Source organism: Cupriavidus ulmosensis, from assembly GCF_977008105.1.
Window position 1 is genome coordinate 3,031,491 of the sequence record NZ_CDRMWP010000001.1, and the last position, 18,020, is coordinate 3,049,510.

General features: G+C 67.4%; 16 protein-coding genes. 8 read left to right on the forward strand and 8 right to left on the reverse strand.

Annotation, left to right across the window (positions count from 1 at the left end; translation table 11 throughout):
• Window positions 1-315 precede the first annotated feature (315 nt).
• On the forward strand, window positions 316-1,011 hold the full coding sequence (locus ACWTPI_RS13975; protein WP_020200791.1) for a P-loop NTPase family protein: 696 nt from the start codon (window positions 316-318) through the stop codon (window positions 1,009-1,011).
• A 49-nt stretch (window positions 1,012-1,060) separates the two neighbouring features.
• Here ACWTPI_RS13975 and ACWTPI_RS13980 read toward each other — a convergent pair whose 3' ends face one another.
• The 4 genes from ACWTPI_RS13980 to ACWTPI_RS13995 all read right to left on the reverse strand — a co-directional run bounded on the left by ACWTPI_RS13980 (window position 1,061) and on the right by ACWTPI_RS13995 (window position 6,343).
• Window positions 1,061-2,632, reverse strand: a complete 1,572-nt coding sequence (locus ACWTPI_RS13980; RefSeq protein ID WP_454731919.1) for a lyase family protein — start codon at window positions 2,630-2,632, stop codon at window positions 1,061-1,063.
• A gap of 251 nt (window positions 2,633-2,883) precedes the next feature.
• Window positions 2,884-3,948 carry an Ldh family oxidoreductase gene (locus ACWTPI_RS13985; protein ID WP_059411339.1) on the reverse strand — a complete coding sequence of 355 codons (1,065 nt, stop codon included), beginning with the start codon at window positions 3,946-3,948 and terminating at the stop codon, window positions 2,884-2,886.
• Window positions 3,949-4,058: 110 nt separating this feature from the next.
• Window positions 4,059-4,973: a GntR family transcriptional regulator gene (locus ACWTPI_RS13990; protein ID WP_043365157.1), complete on the reverse strand. Its 915-nt coding sequence runs from the start codon at window positions 4,971-4,973 to the stop codon at window positions 4,059-4,061.
• Between the two features lie 89 nt (window positions 4,974-5,062).
• The gene (locus ACWTPI_RS13995; RefSeq protein ID WP_043365159.1) at window positions 5,063-6,343 is read right to left on the reverse strand and encodes an MFS transporter; all 1,281 of its coding nucleotides are present in this window, start codon (window positions 6,341-6,343) and stop codon (window positions 5,063-5,065) included.
• A gap of 215 nt (window positions 6,344-6,558) precedes the next feature.
• On the opposite strand from ACWTPI_RS13995, the gene ACWTPI_RS14000 reads away from it, so the two are divergent.
• Window positions 6,559-7,665, forward strand: a complete 1,107-nt coding sequence (locus ACWTPI_RS14000) for a lactonase family protein (RefSeq protein WP_454731920.1) — start codon at window positions 6,559-6,561, stop codon at window positions 7,663-7,665.
• 273 nt (window positions 7,666-7,938) lie between these two features.
• Here the strand turns inward: ACWTPI_RS14000 and ACWTPI_RS14005 are convergent, their stop codons facing one another.
• Window positions 7,939-10,074 carry an alpha/beta hydrolase fold domain-containing protein gene (locus ACWTPI_RS14005; protein ID WP_454731921.1) on the reverse strand — a complete coding sequence of 712 codons (2,136 nt, stop codon included), beginning with the start codon at window positions 10,072-10,074 and terminating at the stop codon, window positions 7,939-7,941.
• Window positions 10,075-10,147: 73 nt separating this feature from the next.
• Between ACWTPI_RS14005 and ACWTPI_RS14010 the strand changes: the two genes are divergently transcribed.
• The 3 genes from ACWTPI_RS14010 to ACWTPI_RS14020 all read left to right on the forward strand — a co-directional run bounded on the left by ACWTPI_RS14010 (window position 10,148) and on the right by ACWTPI_RS14020 (window position 11,514).
• A complete protein-coding gene (locus ACWTPI_RS14010; RefSeq protein ID WP_454732480.1) occupies window positions 10,148-10,822 on the forward strand; it encodes a TetR/AcrR family transcriptional regulator in 675 nt (224 codons plus the stop codon).
• A 126-nt stretch (window positions 10,823-10,948) separates the two neighbouring features.
• Window positions 10,949-11,146: a type II toxin-antitoxin system VapB family antitoxin gene (locus ACWTPI_RS14015; protein WP_454731922.1), complete on the forward strand. Its 198-nt coding sequence runs from the start codon at window positions 10,949-10,951 to the stop codon at window positions 11,144-11,146.
• Window positions 11,143-11,514, forward strand: coding sequence for a type II toxin-antitoxin system VapC family toxin (locus ACWTPI_RS14020; protein WP_454731923.1), 372 nt, complete (start codon window positions 11,143-11,145; stop codon window positions 11,512-11,514). The genes ACWTPI_RS14015 and ACWTPI_RS14020 overlap by 4 nt, the downstream gene beginning before the upstream one ends.
• Before the next feature lie 126 nt (window positions 11,515-11,640).
• On the opposite strand, the gene ACWTPI_RS14025 is transcribed toward ACWTPI_RS14020, so the two are convergent.
• The 3 genes from ACWTPI_RS14025 to ACWTPI_RS14035 form a co-directional block, all read right to left on the reverse strand.
• Complete coding sequence (locus ACWTPI_RS14025; RefSeq protein WP_454731924.1) at window positions 11,641-12,183, reverse strand: DNA-deoxyinosine glycosylase; 543 nt, start codon at window positions 12,181-12,183, stop codon at window positions 11,641-11,643.
• Window positions 12,184-12,241: 58 nt separating this feature from the next.
• A complete protein-coding gene (htpG, locus tag ACWTPI_RS14030; RefSeq protein WP_454731925.1) occupies window positions 12,242-14,155 on the reverse strand; it encodes a molecular chaperone HtpG in 1,914 nt (637 codons plus the stop codon).
• Window positions 14,156-14,280: 125 nt separating this feature from the next.
• Window positions 14,281-15,681: an aminotransferase-like domain-containing protein gene (locus ACWTPI_RS14035; RefSeq protein WP_454732481.1), complete on the reverse strand. Its 1,401-nt coding sequence runs from the start codon at window positions 15,679-15,681 to the stop codon at window positions 14,281-14,283.
• 201 nt (window positions 15,682-15,882) lie between these two features.
• Between ACWTPI_RS14035 and ACWTPI_RS14040 the strand changes: the two genes are divergently transcribed.
• From ACWTPI_RS14040 to ACWTPI_RS14050, 3 genes are all read left to right on the forward strand, one after another.
• Complete coding sequence (locus ACWTPI_RS14040) at window positions 15,883-16,566, forward strand: VOC family protein (RefSeq protein WP_029043145.1); 684 nt, start codon at window positions 15,883-15,885, stop codon at window positions 16,564-16,566.
• Between the two features lie 75 nt (window positions 16,567-16,641).
• The gene (locus ACWTPI_RS14045) at window positions 16,642-17,361 is read left to right on the forward strand and encodes an alanyl-tRNA editing protein (protein ID WP_020200803.1); all 720 of its coding nucleotides are present in this window, start codon (window positions 16,642-16,644) and stop codon (window positions 17,359-17,361) included.
• Entirely contained in the window at window positions 17,358-18,011 is a 654-nt protein-coding gene (locus ACWTPI_RS14050; RefSeq protein WP_020200804.1) for a LysE family translocator, read from the forward strand. Before ACWTPI_RS14045 ends, ACWTPI_RS14050 begins: the two co-directional genes overlap by 4 nt.
• Window positions 18,012-18,020: the final 9 nt, after the last annotated feature.

Consider the following 18,020-nt stretch of genomic DNA (forward strand, 5'->3'; position numbering starts at 1 on the left):
GCAGGATGGCCTGGCCTGACGGCATCCGGCGTGACGCATCGCGGGTGATCGTTCCTGCCCGCAGGCCCCACGGGTCCGCGACCTGCCATCCTGCCTTCCGCCATTCCCTGTCTTATCGGGACCGGCCACCCAACTTGTAGCCCTGCTTTCCGGGGGGGAGGTTTCATTGACAGCGGATGCCCGATGCGCTGCGCCGGGCCGCTCCGGGCGGCGGCGCGGCATGCTACTTGCTACTGTCATGTTTCGCAGTCACCTTGGCGAAACCGGGGACTGCCCTTCCGGCCAGGCCCTCTCCATCACAAAGGAAGCGCAGAAATGAGCCACATCCACTTCATCGGCGGTGAAAAGGGCGGCGTCGGCAAGTCGCTCGTCGCGCGCCTGCTGGCGCAGCATCTCATCGACCGGGGCATGCCGTTCCTGGGTTTCGACACCGACAAGTCGCACGGCGCGCTGCTGCGCTTCTATGCCGATTTCGCCGCGCCCGCCGTACTCGACGGGCACGACAGCCTGGACCCCATCATCGAGCACGCGATCGAGGCGCCGCAGCGGCGCATCCTGGTCGACCTCGCGGCGCAGACGCAGCAGTCGCTGGCCAACTGGATCGACGACGCGGACGTGCTCGGCCTGGCCGAGGAGCATGGCCTCGCGCTTACCTGGTGGCATGTGATGGATGCCGGGCGCGATTCGGTCGACCTGCTGCGGCAGTGGCTCGACCAGTTCGGCGGGCGCATCAAGCTGGTGCTCGTCCTCAACGAAATCCGCGGCGACCGCTTCGAGATCCTGGCGGCGTCGGGCGAACGCGAGCGGGCCGAGGCGCTCGGCGCCAGCGTGATGACCCTGCGCCACCTGCCCGACGCCACGATGCAGAAGATCGACCGGCACAGCGCCAGCTTCTGGGCCGCGGTCAACCACCCGGACCGCTCCGCCACCGGGCTCGGCCTGCTCGAGCGGCAGCGCGTCAAGGTGTGGCTGCAGCGCGCCTACGCGGAGATGGAGCGGCTGCCCTTGTAGACATCGGGCGCGCCACCGGCCGGCATGCCGCGCGGCGCCGCCGGCCGCCCTACTTGCCCGCCGGCGGGACCATCTTCGCGAAGTCGGCGTCCAGCCGCGCCAGCGCGCCGTCGATCTTGCCGCGCCGCGCCTGGATCCACGCATCCTGCTGCGCCAGCCGCTGCCGGGCGGCGGCCAGCATGCGCTTCATCTCCGCCGGCTGCGGGCCGCCGCTGGTGGCGCGCGCGTTGGTGATGACCAGCGGGTTGAGCGCGGCGCGGAATTCCGCCTCGCTCATCGGCAGCTCGCCGGCGTCGTATTCCTTGCCGGCCTCGCGGTAGATGTCGCGGGCCTTCGCGTACGGGAAGTCGCTCGGCCGGATGTCGCTGGCGCGCGCGTACTCGACGATTTCCGAGGCGAAGTGGTGGCCCACGCGGAACGGCACCTTGTACTTGCGCATCAGCACGTCCGCCAGTTCCTGCGAGGCGGTCCAGTCGCTGTTGAGCTCGTCGAGCGCGCGCTCGGGGCTGATCACCAGCGCGCCCAGGATGCGGTCCCAGTCCTTGAGCACCTTGACCGCGCTGCCGACCATCTCGCTGTTGGGCCTGACCTCCTTGGCGTCCGGCATGCCCGGCGGGATGTTGTGCGCCTCGATCACCGGCCCCAGCGCCAGCGTGATCGCCATCGAGGCATCGTGGCGCGCGCCGTTGAGCAGGCCCGGGTTGCGCTTCTGCGGCATCGCGCTCGACACGTAGGTATTGCCGCCGCCCTCGGCCAGCAGGATCCAAGGCCGCGACTGCGCGTACTGCGTCATCACGTCCTCGATGAAATTGCCGGCCTGCAGCGCGATGATGGTGACGATGGCGCCCACCTCGACCGGATACTCCGCCGACGAGATCTGCGCCGCGTCGTAGGCGTTCTCGACGATGGCGTCGAAGCCGAGGTAGCCCGCCATGCGCTGGCGGTCCAGCGGCCAGCTCGTGCCGTTGAGCACCGTGGTGCCCATCGGCGAACGGTCCACGCGCGCGTAGGTCTCGCGGATGCGCTGCGCGTCGCGGTCCAGCGCGGCGGCGAATCCCAGCAGGTAGTGGCCGTAGCTGTTGGCCTGCGCGGCCACGCCGTTGGTGTAGTTCGGCACGATGGTGGCGCTGTGCTTGTCCGCCAGCGCCACCAGGGTGGTGGCCGTGCGGTTCAGCTGGTCGGCCAGGGCCAGCAGGTTGTCGCGCATGATGGCGGCGCGGTAGGTGGCGTGCATGTCCTGGCTCGAGCGGCCCGCGTGCAGCAGCGTCACCTCCACGCCCGCGGCCTGGATCAGCAGCGGCTCGAACGTGATCACGCTCGACGGCCGCTTGCCGCCGGGCTGGCTGCCGTCCTGGAGCACGCGGGCGATGCCCGCCGCGACGCGCGGCGCCACGGCCTGGTCGAGCAGGCCCTGCTCCGTGTTGATGACCGCCGACGCCTTGTTGATCTCGCCGAGCCAGAAGAACTCGTCGCGCCTGGCCGCCTGCTGCGCGCCGGCGCAGGTGGCATACAGCGCCGCCAGCAGGGCGACGGCGCGCAGGCGCAGGGCCCCGGGCTTGCCGGCTTTCGCGGAAAACAGATGGAATGGGCGCGCGGAAACGCGCATGTTGCGGTGCATCATGTTGCGGATCTTCCTGATCGGGTTGGTCGTCGTTCTGGCTGCCCGGTCTTGATCCGCGCTCGCGGTCCCGCAGTGCCAGTTGGCCGTGATTCTACGCGCCCGGCTTTGCGCGCTCCTGGCCCGGCGACGACGCGCGCGCCCCGCGCCCCGATGGCTCGCATGCGGCCGGCCAGATGCGACAAGGCGCACCGGAACCTGCGTTCCGGTGCGCCTCGAACAGACCGCTCGGGCGCGGCCGCCAATCGGTTCGCTCAGGTGCGCGCGACCAGCGCCACGCCGGCTTCGCCGGCGACCTTGTCGAGTCCGGCGAAGGTATCGTGCGGCAGCAGGATGCCGTCCACGACCTGCTTCTCGTGGGCACGCGCTTCTTTCTCGCCCGGATAGAACACTTCGTCGACGCCCTCGGCCAGCGGCACCGCCTTGAGCGTCTCGATGTAGCGCTCCATGCGCGCGTTGAATTCCTCCATCGGCTGGAACGCGGCGACGTTGAGCGCGATCATCAGGTGGCCGGCGCGGCTGCGGTTGACCGGATCGTAAGGCCCGTGCACTTCGTCCATGAAACCGCTGCCCGACAGGACGCCGGACAGCACGTCGACGATCGTGCCGATGGCATAACCCTTGTGGCCGGCCATCGGCAGGATGAAGCCCTTGAGCGCCTCTTCCGGATCGGTGGTCGGACGGCCCTTCGCGTCGATGGCCCAGCCGAGCGGGATTTCCTCATGCCGCGTCTGCGCCAGGAAAATCTTGCCGCGCGCCACGCCCGAGTTGGCCACGTCCATGATGAGCGGCGCGTGGCGGCCGGCCGGCACGGCCACCGACCACGGGTTGGTGCCGATCATCTTCTTCAGGCCGCCCCACGGCGCCATGTTCGGGCCGCCGTTGGTGGTGACGATCATGATGCAGCCCTGCTCGGCGGCCATGCGCGTGAAGTACATGCAGGTGCCGAAGTGGTTCGAGTTGCGCACCGACACCGCGCCGATGCCGTGCGTCTTGGCGCGCTTGATCACGTCGAGCGCCGCGTGCCGCGCGACCACCGGGCCGATGCTGTCGCCGCCGTCCATCACGGCGATCGCGCCGGCGTCGACCGGGAAGCTCAGGCTGGTGTGCGAGCGCATCGCGCCGGAGCGCAGGCGCGCGTAGTACCAGCCGAGGCGCAGCACGCCGTGCGACTGGTGCCCCCACAGGTCGGCCTGCACCATTGCGTCGGCGGCAACGTAGGCGTCATCGGCGGTCGCGCCGGTGGTCTGGTAGACGGCGGAGACGAAATCGCGCAGCGCGTCGGGATGCACGCGCTGGAACCCAGCGTTGTCGGTCATGCTCACTTGGAAAACTCCTTTGGTCAAACTCCGGCGCCCCAGACGGGCGCCAGATGTGTCGTGCGGCGCCGTCACGCGAGGGCGCCGCGAAAGTGTCTGCCGGCGGCGGCTTATGCGGTGCGGCCGGCGTCGAATCCGTGCGCGCCGGGGCTCTTGAGCCGGCGCGCGCCGTCCAGGTGGTTGCGCATCAGCCCGGCCGCGCTGAGCAGGTCGGAACGCACGATGGCGTCGAGGATCGCCAGATGCTCCTCGGCCTGGCCCTTGCGCGGCTTGCGGTTGCTGGTCTGGCTGTATTCCGCGAGGCGGCGCAGCTGGTTGATGCGGCGCACCGAGTCATAGATGAAGCGGTTGCCCGACCACTTCGCCACCGCCTCGTGGAAATGGCTGTTGGCGTCGAACAGTTCGGCGGCGGTCATCCACTGCCAGCCGCCGTCGACGATGCGCTGCTGCTCGCGGCGGATTTCCTCCATCTGCTCCGGCTCGTAGCGAAACGCCTGGCTGAGCAGGCCGGTGACTTCGATCGACTGGCGAAAGGCGAAGCTCTCCTCGTAGGCTTCCGGCGAATCGATCATGCCGAGAAAGCGCCAGCCGTGCGCCACGCCCTGCTCGATCCAGCCCTCGCGCGCGATGCGCGAGAGCGCCTTGCGCAGCGTGGTGCGCGCCACGTCGTAGCGGCGCATCAGCTCGGCCTCCCCGACCTCGTCGGGCAGCGCGCCGGCGAGGCGGTCGCCGGCGATCTTCAGGTAGAGCGGCTCGTCGGGCGACGAGGAAAGCTGCTCGGCGATGGCCGTCAGCGAAGCCGGATCGCAGGCCAGGAAGAAACCGCGGTTGGGATCGTGCTTGACCACGCCGAGTTCGGCCAGCCAGTTCAGCGCGACGTTGATCGGCGAGCGCGAAGTGCCGATCTCGCGCGCGAGCTGGGTCTCGGCCAGGTGATGGCCGACCGGCCGCATGTCGCGGCGCACCAGCGCGACGATGTCGCGCGCGATGCGCACTTGCAGTGACGTGGGTGAGATACCGCTCATCGATTCGCGGCCCCGCGCGCGGCGTGTGCGCTGCAGGGCTTCATGGATTGAATTATATGATCATAAAAGACTAAACCAGCGCAAGCAAGTCAGGCCTGGGCCAGTTTCGCCGCGGCGCGGGCCACGATCGGCCGGTGCGTCATGGTCAGCGTGAGCACGATGCCGGTGAGCAGCAGCACGCCGGCGATCACGAAGGCATAGTCGTAGCTGCCCGTCATCGAGATCACGTAGCCCGTGACGATCGGCGCGAGCAGCCCGAACACGTTGCCGCCGACGATCACGAAGCCCATCGCCTTGGCGATGTCGCGCTGGTTCGGCAGCATGTCGGAGAGCAGCGAGAAATTGGTCGCGTTGGTCGCCGCGATGCCGCTCAGCGACAGCGTCAGCACCGCCACCAGCGCCGCGAAGCTGGTCGCCAGCGGCACCAGCAGGATCGCCGCGCCGCACAGCATCGAGACCGCGATGGCATGGCGGCGGCGGCCCGAGGCCACGCCCGCGCCCCTGACGTAGCGGTCGCTCAGGAAGCCCGCCAGGATCGCCAGCACCACCGCGCCGCCATAGGGCGCGCCGCTCAGCCAGCCGCTGCTGGTGATCGAGACGTGGCGCGTGCTCTGCAGGTAGGACGGCAGCCAGGTCAGAAACAGATACTGCGCGTAGATGTTGCAGCCCTCGGTCAGCGCGATGCCCCACAGCGTGCGCGAATGCAGCAGGCGCAGCAGGCCGTCCGGCTGGCCTTCGTCGAGCGCCTGCCCGCCGTTGTTGCGCTCGCGCAGGATCATCTCGCGCTCGCCCTGCGACAGCCACCTGGTGCGCTCGGGCGTATTGAAGAAGACCATCCACAGCGCCAGCCAGACGAAGCCGATCGAGCCCGAGATCACGAACGCCCAGCGCCAGCCGAAGGCCGAGATCAGCACGCCGATCAACGCGAGGCAGAAGGCCGGGCCGGCGAACGAGCCGGCGTTGAACACGGCGTTGGCCGCGCCGCGCTCGCGCGCCGGAATCCACTGGCGCACCGTCTTCGCGCACACGGGGTTGCTGCTCGACTCGCCCGCGCCCATCACCAGCCGCGAGGCCAGCAGCAGGCCGTAGGTGCTCGCCGCGCCGGTGAGGATGGTGGCCAGCGACCAGATGCCGATGCCGGCCGCCGCCACGCGCCGCGTGCCGAAGCGGTCGACAAACTGGCCCATCGGGATCAGGAACAGCGTGTAGGTCCAGATAAAGGACGAGAACAGGTAGCCGAGGCTTACCGGGGAAAGATGGAACTCGGCGGCGATGGGCTTCGCCGCGACCGACAGTACCACGCGATCCATGTAATTGATCGTCGTGAGCAGAAAAAGGAAGAGCAATACCCAGCCACGCCTGAAAGCCACCGTTATCTCCTGTTCGAATATGCATGCCGGACCATCTGCGGACGGTCTCGATCGCGTCGTATCCCGCTGCCGGGATGAAAGTCGGTACAATGCGTTTTCTGACCATAAAAGTCAATGGAAAATTTGCGAGGCGCGGCGGGGAGGCATCGATGGATACCATCGATGCACACCCATCCGGCGGCTGGCCGAAAACACTGGAGATGGCTTTGAACGAAATGACGAAAGACATGAGCGGCATGGCGGCGGCGCGCGGCTGGCTGGCCTACGTCGGCTGCCGCACCACGGTGGCCCGCAACGCGCAGGGCAAGGGCCTGAGCGTCTACGCGGTGGATGCCGCCTCGGGCGCGTGGCAACGGAAGCAGGTGGTCGAAGGCCTGATCAACCCGTCGTTCCTGACCCTGAACCGCGCGCAGGACCGGCTTTACGCCGTGCACGGCGACTTTGCCGAGGTCAGCAGCTTCGCGGTCGACGCCGCCGACGGCACGCTGCGCTTCCTGAACCGGCAGCCATGCGGCGGCATCAATCCGGTGCACCTGGAGTTGTCGCTCGACGAGCGCGAGCTGGTGATCGCGAACTACGCGACCGGCACGCTGGCCGTGCTGGGGGTGGGCGACGACGGCGCTCTAGGGCCGGTGCGGCAGCTCGTCGGCATGCCGGGCATGCCGGGGCCGCACCGCATCGAGCAAGGCACCGCCCATCCGCACCACGCGCCGCGCTTCGCCAACGGCGGCGGCGCCACCGCCTGGCACATCGTGCCCGACAAGGGCCTCGACGCCGTGTTCGCGGTGCGCTTCGGCACCAGCCCGGCCGATGCCAGCATCCAGCGCTTCCAGAGCCGCGAATCGGCGGGCCCGCGCCACGTCGCCTTCCATCCCGACGCGGCGCTGCTCTACGTCGCCAACGAACTCGACTCCACCGTCACCACGCTGTCGTTCGATGCCGGGACGGGCAGCCTCGCCTGCGTCGGCCACGTGTCGACGCTGCCGCCCGATTACAGCGGCCCGAACCGCGTGGCGGGCATCGTCATGCACCCGTCGGGCCGCATGCTCTACGTCTCGAATCGCGGCCACGATTCCGTGGCCTGCGTGCCGGTCGACGGGCACGGCAACGCCGGCGCCCCGGTCGCGTTCGCGCCGGCGCTCGGCGCGTTCCCGCGCTTCATCACGCTCACGCCCGACGGCCGCCGCCTGCTGGTCGCCAACGAACACAGCCACGCCATCGTGAGCCGGGCGCTGGACACCGCCACGCTGCTGCCGCGGGCGGAAGCGACCGTGATCGACACGGGCAGCCCGGTGTGCGTGGTGTTCGGCGACGCGCGTTGAGAAAGGCCGGTCAGGCCGGCCCGGCCGGCCTGTCATACCACTCTCTAGATCGGATACGTCCACCTGCTTTCCGAGCGCCCCGAAGACCGGAGCGCAGGCAATTCCCAAAGACAGAGGGACTGTGCTGCGTGTAACCCACGGCTTTGCTGGAGGAAGTTCGTGAATTGTCGACCCTGGCGAAGCATCCAGATCACCGGAGGCCGAGCGCCGTCATGGTTCGTCGGCCTTGTATGCGGTGTGCGTGAAAGCACACCGCCCGCCCGATATTCCGAACTACGGACGCGCCGTTACTTGCCGCGCCCAGGCGCCAAATTCGCCGACAACTTCCTTGGCTTCGGGGAGGAACGGAAACAGGGTGAAAACGTGCACCGAGTCTTCCACCAACCGCAGCGTGATGTCGACATCCTCCTGAGCTGCCTTCTCGGCAAAGCGAGTCGTATCGCTCAGCAATACTTCTTCCTTCGCCGCAGCCAAGAATAGTGGCGGCAGGCCCGATGTGCTGCCGAACAGCGGTGACACCATCGGGTCGGTCGGCTCATGAGACTGAAAGTAGGAAGCGCCGAGCAAGGCGAGGCTATCCCGGTGCGCGGCGGGGTCGGAGCCCGAATACGCCGGCACGGAGGGGCCGCTGAGCGTCAAATCCGTGAACGCACACACGGCAAAGACGCCGGCCGGCGCAGGAAGGCCGGCGCCGCGGATGGCCATCGCCAATGCCAGCGCGAGTCCGCCACCGGCCGACTCGCCGCTCAGCACGATTCTTTTCGCGGAAACGCCCGACGCAAGCAGCCCTCGATAGGCCTGCACGGCGTCGTCGATCGCCGCGGGATAGGGATGCTCGGGTGCCAGACGATAGTCGACAGAGTACGTTTGCCCCCAGACCGCATCGGCCAACCGACTGGCGTATTCCAGCGAACTCCGTGCCGATCCAAGTACATAGGCTCCGCCATGGAAGTGCAGCACTACCGGGCAGTCGACATTCGCTCCTTTCGCCGTCACGTTCAGTGCCCGCACACCGTCAAGGTCAACTTCCCTGGCTGCCACTTCGCGCGGGACGGGGAAGTTCTTCCCGAGCATTCGGTCATAGGCTTCGCGCATGCCATCGTGGCCGCGGGCTACGTCTTCCTGGGCAAATGCGCTCTTCCAGATATCGAACGCACGCTGACTCTCGGGACGCTTCATTCGCTTCCCTTCCCTGGCGTTGGCCAGCCCGATGACCTCTCCCACCGGCTTGCCGGTCGCCTCTCTTTCATCATGCGCCCAGACAAAAGCCCATGACGCTTGCGCAAGCGGATCGATTCGAGCCATTCCCTTCCAGCGACCGTTTCGCTCCTTGATCCGCACAGGATCGGACTCGTGAACCATCTTCACGATTGCACGCGCCCCGGCCTGCACGCGAGTTGTCCGAGGCCGGCGGCGTCCCTCATATTCAACGAGCTTCTGGGGCAGCGTCAGGCCGTCCGATTTTGCCAGCGTCGCAGCCAGCGTCCAGGCATCCTCGATGGACTGACACGCCCCCTGGGCCAAGAACGGGACCATCGCGTGTGCGGCGTCACCGAGAAGCGTTATCCGTCCGGATGTCCAGCTTTCAATCGGGTCGCGATAGTACATTCCGGTGATAAAGCTGGAATCCACTTGCTTGAGTAGCGCCTGCACAGTGGGTTCGGCGCCCTCAAAAGACCGGCGGAGTTCTTCCACGTCACCACTGGTAGACCAGCTTTCCCGATGGACCTCGTGTGCGGGCACTGAAGCCAGCACGCTGTAAAGATCCTTTCGAACCCAGTATGAGATTACTGTGCGACCCGGGCCGAACCAGTTGTTGCCGCGCACGGGGAGCGAGAGTCCTTCGAGCCGGGCGGCAGGAATCAATGCACGCCACATCAAGATGTTGGCAAACTGCGTCTGCTCCGGCCCACGCAATGCCGCTCTGACCACAGAGTGAATTCCGTCGGCGCCGACAACGACATCGCCCTCGTGACGGACGCCATTTATGTCTTCGACCCAAGCAAGACCCCCGGTCTGGCCAATCCGGGCGATCTTGACTCCCAGGCGGACGGTATCCTGTGGAAGGCTACGCGCCAGAAGTTCGATCAGGTCAGCTCTATGAACGTTGTACATTGGTGCGCCGTAACGCCGCACCGCCTCGGCGCCCAGCGGCGCGTAGTACAGCCGCCTTCCGGTCATCAGATCCCGGTAGTCGAATGCGTCAGGCTGAGTGGCAACCTCCGCAAGATGACGCTCCACACCGAGTTCGCGGAGTAATAGAGCGCCGTTGCTGGCAATCTGAATACCCGCGCCTGCCTCCGTGAGCCGGTCGGCCTGCTCAAGGACAATTGCCTCGACCCCATGATGCCGTAGGGCCAATGCCGCACAAAGCCCACCTATACCTGCGCCTACAATCACCACCCGCATGAGTTGTCTCCGTTGTGTGTAGTTAAGCAATTTGTTTTAATTAATATAGTTCGCTTAGATGGAGAAAGCATTGGTGAAAACCCTCAGATCGGACGGGAACGAAACCAGGGACAAGATCAAGCACGCCGCGCAGCGGCTCTTCGCGCAGCGAGGCGTGGAGGGCGTTACGGTGCAGGACATCGTCTCAGCCGCCGGCCAGCGCAATGGGGCCGCCATTCACTATCACTTCGGCACGAAGAGAGATCTGTTGAAAGAGCTCGTACTCGATGGCGCCAAGCTCATAGATGAGCGTCGGCAAGCCATGCTCGACGAAATGGAAGAGGCAGATACGATCACGGTCCGATCGATGATCGAAGCGTTGGCCATCCCGCTGCTGGAACTGGGGAAGCAGACCGGCCAGTACACCTACATCCGCATGATTGCGAATGTGCAGCTCACCGATCGGGAGTTGCTGCGCGACGTCGTCGGCGACCAGTGGAATATCGGCTACCGTCGATGCCTGGAGCACTTGGCGGCACGTCTGCCACATCTACCTGAATCGGTGCTGCATCAGCGACTGTCGCTGCTGGGCATCTACGGAAGTGCAATCTGGGCCACTTGGGAAGCCGCCACAGATACGAAGGCGACAAACCGATTCTGGGAGCCCGCACATAGCTTGTCGAACGTCATCGACACCCTCGAAGCCGTTGCCAAAGTGGAACCCTCGGCTACAACCCTGGAACTGGTTTCCCGGAGCACATCGGAGTAACGCGCATGGAGCCTGACATGACGCAGGCGGCCACGGAGTGCCCACAGTTGGCTTCAACCGATGCACTGGCACAAAAAAAGGCATCAAACGATGCTATTATAGGTGCGCCAACTTGTGGAGCCGTCCATGCGTACTACCATCGCTCTCGATGACGAATTGATCGCCAAGGCTCAGGCCTATACGGGTTTGGAGGAAAAGTCGGCGCTGGTGCGTGAAGCTCTCAAAGCATTGATCCAACGTGAGGCCGGGAGGCGGCTCGCGAACCTTGGTGGTAGTCAACCCGGCATACAGGGGGCGCCGCGTCGCCGGCCGGACGTCGAATGATCCTTGTCGACACGTCAGTCTGGATAGACCACATTAGCGCGTCCGACCCTTTGCTGGTTAGTTTGCTTGCCGAGGAGCGTGTCCTGGTTCATTCATTCGTGATTGGAGAGATATCGCTGGGCAGTCTACGCAACCGAGACGTTGTGCTCGGTGCTTTACTCGATCTGCCCCGGGCACCGATTGCAACGCCGGAAGAGACGTTCTATTTGATCGAACGAGAAGGGTTATTCAATCGTGGGATCGGATATGTCGATATATCACTGCTGGCATCCGCACGTCTGCATCCCGGCGTCACCATCTGGACTCGCGACAAGCGATTAAAGAACGTTGCCGACGAACTCGACTTGGGCGCGATGCTTGAGCATTAGCCGAGGGTCGGCTACGGAGTTTCGGCATTCGACCAAGGCCGGTGTTCTTCAGACCGACCTCGCGCTTCCGTGGTCAGCCAGTTATTGGCGGCCGACAGCCCGCTCCAGAAGCGAATGCGGCAAGAGTCAGTCACTATTGGCGTCGGCCCAGTCCCCTAGCCACCTTCGCAACGCCTGCCAGGCACGCAATTTTTCCGCGTAGGGCAGGGTATGAGCCGGGCTACTGGAAGGCAACCTGACCAGGCGATGACCGCCGGCGGCCTGCCCAAGGGCCTTCAATCCAATACGTTCAGCGGTACCGCCATTGAACGCAATCACTGTCAGATTCGGTAGCGATTCGATCAAACCCGCAAGATCATTGCCGGCATGATCACGGATGTTGCTATCCAAGCTCCCATCGCGCTTCGCTTCCGCCACCACATCCCATAAGCCAATGTTGTGGGCCAGCAGCGTTTGCAGTCGTTCGGCGTATCCCATCGCGACGAGATCCTCGCCCGTAATATCGCCGACCAGCCGCCAGAACTGATTCTGCCGATGCGCATAATACTGCCCCTGCGCCAGCGACGCCTCGCCCGGCAGGCTGCCCAGGATCAGCACGCGCGTGCCGGCGTCGACCACGGGCGGGAAGCAGCGCTTGAGCGCCGTTGTCTGTTGCGGGCGTGCTGTCATCGTGGATGCAGACGCCGCCCTCCCCCGCGCGGCAAGGGAGGGCGGCCGGGGCTGGCTGTCAGGCCAGCAGCTTGTTGATGCGGCGCACGTAGGCCGACGGGTCTTCCAGCGTGCCGCCTTCGGCCAGCAGGGCCTGGTCGAACAGCACGTGGACGCGGTCGCCGAAGGCTTCGTCGGCGGGGCCGGCCTCGGCCAGCGCGCGCAGCTTGCGCACCAGCGCGTGGTCCGGGTTCAGTTCCAGGATGGGCTGGGCGTCGGGCGCCTTCTGGCCGGCCTGCTTGAGCAGGCGCTGCAGGTAGCCGCTCATGTCGCCTTCGTCGGAGACCAGGCACGAGGCCGATTCGGTCAGGCGCAGCGTCACGCGCACGTCCTTGGCCCTGCCGTCGAGCACGGTCTTGGCGCGTTCGAGCACTTCCTTCCAGTCGCCTTCGGCCTTCTCCTGCTCGGCCTTTTCGTCGGCGTCGGCCAGCGCGCCGAGCTCGAGGTCGCCGCGCGCGACCGACACCAGTTCCTTGCCGTCGAACTCGCGCAGGAAGGACAGCATCCATTCGTCCACGCGGTCGGTCAGCAGCAGCACTTCGATGCCCTTCTTGCGGAACACTTCGAGGTGCGGGCTGGACTTGGCCGCGGCCCAGCTATCGGCCGTGACGTAGTAGATCTTGTCCTGGCCTTCCTTCATGCGGCCCACGTAGGCGGCCAGCGCCACGCTCTGCTCGGCGCTGTCCTGGTGCGTGGAGGCGAAGCGCAGCAATTTGGCGATGCGCTCGAGGTTGCCGGCGTCCTCGCCCAGGCCTTCCTTGAGCACCTGGCCGAACTGCTCCCAGAAGGTGGCGTACTTGGCGCGTTCGGCTTCGTCGTCGCTGTCGGCCAGCGCCTCCAGCATCGACAGCACGCGCTTGGTGCAGCCTTCGCGGATGGCCTTGACGTCGCGGCTTTCCTGCAGCAGTTCGCGCGACACGTTGAGCGGCAGGTCGGCCGAATCCACCACGCCCTTGACGAAGCGCAGGTAGGACGGCAACAGCTGCTCGGCCTCGTCCATGATGAACACGCGCTTGACGTAGAGCTTGAGGCCGCCCTTGTGGTTGCGGTCGAACATGTCGAACGGCGCGCGCGCCGGCACGTACAGCAGCTGGGTGTATTCGCTGCGGCCTTCGACGCGGTTGTGGGTCCACGCCAGCGGGGCCTGGTTGTCGTGCGAGATGTGCTGGTAGAACGCGGTGTACTGCTCGTCGGTGATGTCGGACTTGGAACGCGTCCACAGGGCGCTGGCCTGGTTGACGCTCTCCCACTCGCCGGTTTCCTTGTACGCGCTGGTGTCGGCGTCCCACACTTCCTTGGGCATGCGGATCGGCAGCGAGATGTGGTCCGAGTATTTCTGGATGATGCCCTTGAGCTTCCACGCGGAGAGGAAATCGTCCTCGCCTTCGCGCAGGTGCAGCGTGATGGTGGAGCCGCGCTCGGCGCGGTCGATGGCGTCCACGCTGAACTCGCCGTCGCCGGCGCTTTCCCAGCGCACCGCCTCGCTCGCGGGCAGGCCGGCGCGGCGCGTTTCCACCGTGACCTTGTCGGCGACGATGAAGGCCGAGTAGAAGCCCACACCGAACTGGCCGATCAGCGCGGCGTCCTTCTGCTGGTCGCCGGAGAGCTGCTGGAAGAATTCCTTGGTGCCCGAGCGGGCGATGGTGCCGAGGTTGCGGATGGCCTCGTCGCGGCTCATGCCGATGCCGTTGTCGGTGATCTTCAGCGTGCGGGCCTTGGCATCCGCCTCGATGCGGATGGCGAGGTCGGCGTCGTTCTCGAGCAGGGCCGGGTTGGCGATCGCCTCGAAGCGCAGCTTGTCGGTGGCGTCCGAAGCATTGGAGATCAGCTCGCGCAGGAAGATTTCCTTGTTGCTGTACAGCGAGTGGATCATCAGGTGCAGCAATTGCTTCACTTCCGCCTGGAAGCTCATCGTCTCGTGCGGTGCGGTCATGGTTCTCCTCTTGGCTAACTTGGCTGACTTGGCTGGAACGGGAATCCGGTTCCCTGGCCGCGGCGCGCTGGCGCCGGGGCGGTGTCCCGGAACATAGGGGCGCGGGGCCCGGATTTCAAGTGCGGCTAGCGGCGCTCGAACTGGCGCGCCAGGAAGGCCAGCATGCCCGCGTCCTGGCTGCTGGCGACGTTGAAGCGCATCCAGCCCGAGGGCATCTGCGACGGCGAGAACAGGCTGCCGGGCGCGAACAGGTAGCCTTCCTCGTGCCCGGCGGTGGCGATGGCATTGGTGTCGCGCCCGGTGTCGGCCCACAGGTACATGCCGGCATGCTGGCCCGGGAACAGCGCCAGGCCCATGCGTTCCAGCGTGCGGCGGGTGTCGTCGCGGGCGCGGTCCAGGCGCGCGCGCACGCGCTCCACGTGCTTGCGGTAGTGGCCTTCGGTAAGCACCTTGTAGAGCACACGCTCGTTGATTTCCGGCGAGGCCAGGCCGGCCAGCAGCTTGCTGTCGGTCAGGCTGGCGGCGGTCTCCGGGTGCGCGGCGATGAAGCCCACGCGCAGGTTGGCGGCCAGCGTCTTGGAGAAGCTGCCGAGGTAGATCACGCGGCGCAACTGGTCCAGGCTGGCCAGCCGCGTGGCCGCATGGCCGGGCGGGCACAGGTCGCAGTAGATGTCGTCCTCGACGATCAGCAGGTCGTACTGCTCGGCCAGCCGCAGCAGTTGAAAGGCCTTGGCCGCCGACAGCGAGGTGCCGGTCGGGTTGTGCAGCACCGAGTTGATCACCATCAGGCGCGGCCGGCGCGCCTGCAGGATGCGCTCCAGCGCCTCCAGGTCCGGGCCTTCGGCGGTGTAGGGCATGCCGATCAGCTGCGCGCCCTGCGCGGCGAAACGGCCGAACATCACGAACCAGGCCGGGTCGCCCACCAGCACCGCGTCGCCGGCGCGCAGGTAGAGCCGGGCGATCAGGTCGAGCGCCTGGGTGATGCCCGAGGTCAGCACGATCTGCTCGGGCGCGGCGCCGATCTCCAGCTCGGCCAGGCGGTTGCGCAACTGCTGGCGCAGCGGCAGGAAGCCCTGCGGCGTGCCGCTGACCAGGAAATGGCTGCCCGGCTGGCGGCCCAGCCCGCGCAGCGCGCTGGCAATCAGCTCGCCGTCGAGCCAGTCGTTGGGCAGGAAACCCTGGCCGGGCGACTTGTGCGGCTCGCTCGAGTGATACATGCTGCGCAGCAGCCAGGTCACGTCGATATTGCGCGAGCCGGTGGCCACCGGCGCCACCGCCGGCGCCTGCGGGGTGCGCTCGCGCACGTAGAAGCCGGAGCCGCGGCGCGACTCCAGGTAGCCCAGCGCCACCAGCCGCTCGTAGGCTTCCACCACGGTGAAGCGGGAAATGCCCTTGTCCTGCGCCAGCTGGCGGATCGAGGGCATGCGCATGCCGGCGCGGAAGATGCGCTCGTCGATGCGCAGCCGCGCCCACTCGGTCAACTGCTCCACCAGCGTCATCTGCGCCGACGGCACCGGGCTGGGCATGCGCTCGGTCGGCGGCGGCACCAGGCGCAGCGGGCGCGGCGCCTCGGCCGTCACGCCCCCGGCGGCGGCGCCTGCCTTATCCTTGAGGCCCGGCGCGGCCAGGTCGTCGCTGTTCATGTCGTGCTCCCGCCACTGTACTGTGAATGATCTGCATAACTGTATAGGTACTGTACCGACAACCTTCACTACCATCAACACACAATGACGCTAGCTCTCGACCATCTCGTGATCGCCGCCGCCACGCTCGAGGCGGGCGCGCAGCATGTCGCCGAGGCGCTGGGCGTGCCGGCGCAGCCGGGTGGCGCCCATCCCGGCATGGGCACGCACAACCGCCTGCTCGGCCTGTTCGGCGGGATCTACCTGGAAATCATCGCCATCGACCCCGCGGCGCCGGCGCCGGCGCGCCCGCGCTGGTTCGGCCTGGACGGCGAGGCGGTCCAGGCGCGCCTGCGCGGGGGCCCGTTCCTGCTGAACTGGGCGGCGCGCGTGGCGCGCCCGGCCGACCTGTCGCTGTGGCAGTCGCAGTACCCGGCGCGCATCGCCCCGGTGATCCCGATGACGCGCGGCGACCTGCGCTGGCGCATCACGGTGCCCGAGGACGGCAGCCTGCCCGGCTGGCCCGCCGACGAGGACGGCCCGGCCGTGGCCGGCGACGGCGTGCTGCCCACGCTGATCCAGTGGGACGTGCCGCTCCATCCGTCCGCGCGGCTGCCCGGCCAGGGCCTGGCCCTGCGCGCGCTGCGCGGGCGCCATCCGCAGGCGGCGCGGCTCGGGCGCGCGCTGCAATGGCTGGGCGGCGGCGCGCTGATCGCGCTGGAGCCCGGCGACAAAGCCGAGCTGAGCGCCGAGATCGAGACGCCGGACGGCGTGCGCACGCTGCGCTGAGCGCCGGCGGCAACATCGGCAGTACCGGCAGTACCGCATTCACCACAAGAACAACGACCGCAGGAGATTTGAGCCATGCCCCCCACCACCCGCAAACGCTTCGACGACGACGCCTATCTCGGCAGCTGCACCGCCACCGTGGTGGCCGTGCACGCCGAGGGCATCGAGCTCGACCAGACCGTGTGCTATGCCCGCAGCGGCGGCCAGGCGGGGGACACCGGCACGCTCCGGCTGGCCAACGGCGCCACCGTCGCGTTGCTGGAGACCATCTACTCGCCGGACCGCAGCCGCATCCTGCACGTGCCGGCGCCGGGCTCGGCGCTGCCCGAGCCCGGCGACATCGTCGCCGTCGCCATCGACTGGGAGCGCCGCCACCGCCTGATGCGCCTGCATACCTGCCTGCACCTGCTGGGCTCGCTGATCCCGGTGCCCGTGACCGGCTGCGGCATCTCGCCGGACTCGGCGCGCATCGACTTCGACCTGCCCGAGTCGACGCTCGACAAGGGCGATCTGACCGAGCGGCTCAACGCGCTGATCGGCGCCGACAGCCGCGTGCGCATCGACCTCATCACGCCCGCGGAGCTGGCCGCCCAGCCGGAACTGGTGCGCACCGTGGGCGCGGCGCCGCCGGCCGGCAGCGGCGCCATCCGCATCATCGAGATTCCCGGCGTGGACCGCCAGCCGTGCGGCGGCACGCACGTGGCCGCCACCGGCGAGATCGGCGCGGTGGTCGTGACCAAGATCGAAAAGAAGAGCCGCACCAACCGCCGCGTGGTGGTGCAGTTCGCGGCATGACGGGCGCGCTCGCGGGCCCGGACCTGCTGGCCGGGCTGTCGATGGCGCAGTTCGCCGCGCTGCTCACGCTGCTGGCGGTGGGCGCCTTCACGCCCGGCCCCAACACCACCATCGCCGCCGTCACCGGCGCCAACTTCGGCCTGCGTGCCACGCTGCCGCACTGCGTGGGCGTGGCCTTCGGCTTTGCCAGCATCGTGGCGCTGTGCGCCGCCGGCGTGGGCGCGCTGGTGCTGGCCAGCCCGGCGCTGGGGCTGCTGGTGCGCGCGGCGGGCGTGCTGTACCTGCTGTGGCTGGCGCTGCGGCTGGCGCGCAGCGCCGCGCTGGCCGACAAGCAGGTGCTGCGCCCGCTGTCGGTGTGGCAGTCGGTGATCCTGCAATACGCCAACATCAAGGCGTGGATGCTGGCGCTGGCCACGGCCGCCTCCTACATGGCCGGCGCGCAGTCGCCGCTGCGCCGGGTGCTGCTGATGTGCGCGGTGTTCGCCGTGTTCGGCTTCGTCAGCAACGGCGTGTACGGCGCGCTCGGCGCCGGCCTGCGGCACTGGCTGCAGGTTGGCGACCGCATCCGCTGGTTCAACCGCGCGATGGGGCTGGCGCTGGCGCTGACCGCGCTGTGGATCGCGCGGTCCGGCGGCCCCATGTCTCACTGAGGTATCGCG